4 protein-coding genes and 1 pseudogene are annotated in these 3,399 nt (G+C 66.3%); 4 read left to right on the forward strand and 1 reads right to left on the reverse strand.

Annotated features, from left to right (window positions below; translation table 11 throughout):
* Nucleotides 1–283: pseudogene (locus H9641_RS20430) on the forward strand (hypothetical protein); the annotation flags it as partial.
* A gap of 261 nt (nucleotides 284–544) precedes the next feature.
* Entirely contained in the window at nucleotides 545–994 is a 450-nt protein-coding gene (locus H9641_RS19735; RefSeq protein ID WP_191806110.1) for a hypothetical protein, read from the forward strand.
* A gap of 242 nt (nucleotides 995–1,236) precedes the next feature.
* Here the strand turns inward: H9641_RS19735 and H9641_RS19740 are convergent, their stop codons facing one another.
* Nucleotides 1,237–1,800 carry an AsnC family protein gene (locus tag H9641_RS19740; RefSeq protein ID WP_191806111.1) on the reverse strand — a complete coding sequence of 188 codons (564 nt, stop codon included), beginning with the start codon at nucleotides 1,798–1,800 and terminating at the stop codon, nucleotides 1,237–1,239.
* Nucleotides 1,801–1,955: 155 nt separating this feature from the next.
* On the opposite strand from H9641_RS19740, the gene H9641_RS19745 reads away from it, so the two are divergent.
* On the forward strand, nucleotides 1,956–2,288 hold the full coding sequence (locus tag H9641_RS19745) for a hypothetical protein (RefSeq protein ID WP_191806112.1): 333 nt from the start codon (nucleotides 1,956–1,958) through the stop codon (nucleotides 2,286–2,288).
* 551 nt (nucleotides 2,289–2,839) lie between these two features.
* Nucleotides 2,840–3,277 (forward strand): DUF6573 family protein, encoded by a 438-nt coding sequence (locus H9641_RS19750; protein ID WP_225220760.1) that lies wholly within the window; start codon nucleotides 2,840–2,842, stop codon nucleotides 3,275–3,277.
* Nucleotides 3,278–3,399 lie beyond the last annotated feature (122 nt).

Here is a 3,399-nt window from a genome sequence, read left to right on the forward strand (position 1 = left end):
GAGTTCGAACGCCAGACCCTGGCCCTCGCGGCCTGAACCACTCAACCCCGCGAGTCAACTAAATCCGGGGCAGTCCCTGGGGATCTTCGTCGACGTGGGAACGCTCGGCAAGAAGACGCTCCCGAGTGGAGCATGGGGTAGCGGAAACTGGGCCGTGGGGCACTACAACTGCTCTAGCAGTGCCACCCACACCTTCCAGTCCTGGGTCGACGTGGACATGATCGGCATTTCCGACTGGATCAACAAGACCTTCTCCCTTCCCACGAACCTGGGATGCAACTAGTCCGTCTCTGACTTGTCGGCATACTCCTGAATGAGGGTTTCTGCGGTGCTTCGAATGACCTCTGAAACATCATCCCACTCGGTTCTGTCCGTAGGTGCAACAGTTGCAGATACGGTGAAGCCTCCAGGGCCCGACGGGAGTGGGTCTAGAAAGGTGGCGTCAAATACCGTGTCGGAACCTTCGCGGCGTCGGACGACTAGCCGGTGCTCGCCGACTACCAAAGAGAAGCTGTCGTCAATCTTCATTACTGGTTCCGTTCTCGTGATTCCGCTAACGCTGGTGGCGGGTTGCGGTTCGGTGGCGTCCTCTGAGCCGAGGGACGGGTGCTTCGATGAACCTGCCGTTCTGGTTGAAGAGTACTACGGCCGCATCGACGCGATGGCGCAGAGCGGCTACTCAGCAGAGGCGACAGCGAGAGTGATGACCCTGAGTGACGCTCAGGCCGCTGAGACCATCCAAGGGGAGATTGATTTCTTCCGCACTGCCGAGATCGTTCAAACGGGAGCGACAATCATTAGTTCTGTCGATGTGGTGTCGTCAGTTGATGCGTCGCCTGTTCAGGTCTCTGTGGAACTCGACGTGTCGGGAGTGTCCTACCAGAAGGGGGGCGGCGAGGCCGTGACAAACATCGAAAATCCGCTTGTTGAGACCGAGCTTTCGCTCTCGCAGGTAGGCGGATGTCTCGTCGTGAGTCACATGGAAGTCCTGTAGATCCACCCTCGCGGCGCCCCTGCACCCCACCGGGTGTGGGGGCGCCGTTGTCTTGGCGGGCGAGGTAGGCGGTCTTGAGCTCTTGCCCGAGCGCCTCGGCACTCTTGCCGGCGTCGAGGCCTTCTTGACGTAGTGCCCAGAGCTGGCCCTCCTCGATGTCCTTCTTGTCGGGGCGTCGTGGGATGCGATCGAGCTCGCCCGCACCACCTCCGCCCCGCTGCGCCTGATCAGTTAGGCGACTCTTACGCTCGCTTGCGCTTGGCTGCTCGCTCCCGATCGACCTTCGGCTGCGCAGTGGCGCTCGCCCATCGTTCGTGCGCGGACTGGCGAGTCATCCCGGCAGCGCGCCCGATCGCATCCCACGACGCCCCGACAGCCCGGGCAGTGAGGACGGCTAGGTCTAGCCGACGCGCCGCTTCGGCGGCTTCTCGCGCGGCGGTCGCTACGTCACTGGCCGCTACGTCGGGCGCGATGTGCGCCAGCCATTCGGCGTGAGCCTCGTCCTCGACCCACTGCGGAGCGAACGCGGATTCCTCGTAGGCAATCTTGTTCGCCCGGTCCTCGAGCTCGCGAAGGTGGACCCGTGTGAACGCTCGCGCGCTGCGCCAACCGCAAGAGCACCAACCGCGCCAGCCGACCACGCCGTCCTCGCTGCGCACGTCCGCATCAAGCCCGGCGCGCGAACCGTCCGCGTAGATGCCCACCGTGACCTGGTCGCCAGGTCCGTGGGACCCGCTCAGCGCCCCGTCCGCGAACACCGCTCTGGCCGCACCCTCGTGCGCACCGTCATCCGTCGACCAGCTCATCACTACCTCGTCTCCTCGTCAGGACTTCCTGACACGGAGACTGTCAGGAGATCCTGACGTGTGCAAGTGCTGTGCGCCCGGGACAGGAAGGCGGCTGACGGTGATGCACGGAGCTCGGCTCGAGTCGCGGGGACGTTGCTCCCAGCCCGACCCACGTGGTGGGCATGCACAGACAGAGAACGTTCGTCCGGGTCGTTGCGGTACTCGTGCTGCTGGTCGCCTTCTTCCCCGAGGCCCTGGGCGATGTCGTGGCCGCAGGCGTCGTCGCCTGGTTGGTAGGCAAGACGAGGGTGGGGGCCGTCGTGCGTCGTTGGTCGACCCGGCCGGAGAGTGGGGGAGTAGTAGAGCTCCGGTCGCGTCGTGCTCGGGTACTCGCCGCGACGGTGAAGGTGGACGTGCTCCTTGGGTACTTTGCCCTGGAGGTGCTCAAGGAGGTCGCGGTCGACGTGGCCTCTGGCGCGATCACGGCCTGGTTGCTCGGCGGGTGAGAGCGGGTGGGGGTCTCGCCCTGGAGCAGGGAGGGGCGTTCAGGGCGAGACCCTCGCCACCTCGGTCCTTGTGGTGGCCTCCTGGAGGAAGTGCCACCATCGCAGGGCCGCCGGTGTGATCGGGTGTGTGCGCACCGGTGGCCTTCCCACGGTCGCACGAGGCCGGCCGAGAGTTCTAGGGGCTTTGGGACCTTGTTCGCTGCCGGTATCCGGGCCGGTGGCCCGGCGTTTCGCTGGCGCGAACCAGGTCGGTGGCCGCAAGCGGCCGCTGTGCCGCGCTGCGCGCGGTGCTTCTTCTTCCCCTCCTGGCTCTCCATCATCGCCCGCGCGACCCTGCACACAACCTGTTCGCCTACGGCGTCCGGCCGGTGTCGAAACTGGTCGGGCGCGGTCGCAAGCTCCCTTATTTCGCCCGACCAGCCCCGCCCCCGACCGGCACCACAGGTTGTGCTCCAGGCCGCTATGCGGGCGGTGATTACGGAGCCAGGAGGGGGCGAAAAAAGGTCCGGGACCACCCGGTAACCCACCTCCTGCGCGGAAGGGAACCACCCATGAGTGCCATCGAGGTGCCGATGAGTCTTGCCGAGGTCGCGGAGTTCTTCGGCGGACAGATCATCCACTCCTACACCCGTGCCCAGGCCATCGCTGACGGTGCCCTGGTCGACATCACCACCACGGCGCGTGAGGCCGGGTTCCGGTGGCCGGTCGCGATCACCGCGGCCGCCCACGCCCGCACCATCGCGTGGGACGAGGGCAACGGGGCCATGCAGGACACCGACGGCCGGGCGTGGGACGTGGTCTGGATGGGAGCCCACGCCGCCCGCACCCTCAACAGCCCCGCCACCCGGGCCGTTGAGTTCGGGGTCTTCGTGGTACCGAACACCCCCGGCGGGAGCGCCGAAGCAGCCCTGGTGCCGCTCACGCTGCACCTGGGCGGGGGAGACGACGGCGAACCCGTCCTGACCATCACCCTGCGCGGGGAGGACTAACCAGCACCGGTGGCCCGCGTGCATCTCGCGGGCCACCGGACCGGACGGGACTGCCCCGGATTTAGTTGACTCGCGGGGTTGAGTGGTTCAGGCCGCGAGGGCCAGGGTCTGGCGTTCGAACT

Origin of the sequence: Oerskovia merdavium (assembly GCF_014836755.1) — a bacterium.
Lineage (GTDB): Bacteria > Actinomycetota > Actinomycetes > Actinomycetales > Cellulomonadaceae > Oerskovia > Oerskovia merdavium.

Coding starts and splice junctions, on each gene's coding strand:
- H9641_RS19740 (WP_191806111.1), bottom strand. CDS start 1,800: ATGAGCTGGTCGACGGATGACGGTGCGCACGAGGGTGCGGCCAGAGCG.
- H9641_RS19750 (WP_225220760.1), top strand. CDS start 2,840: ATGAGTGCCATCGAGGTGCCGATGAGTCTTGCCGAGGTCGCGGAGTTC.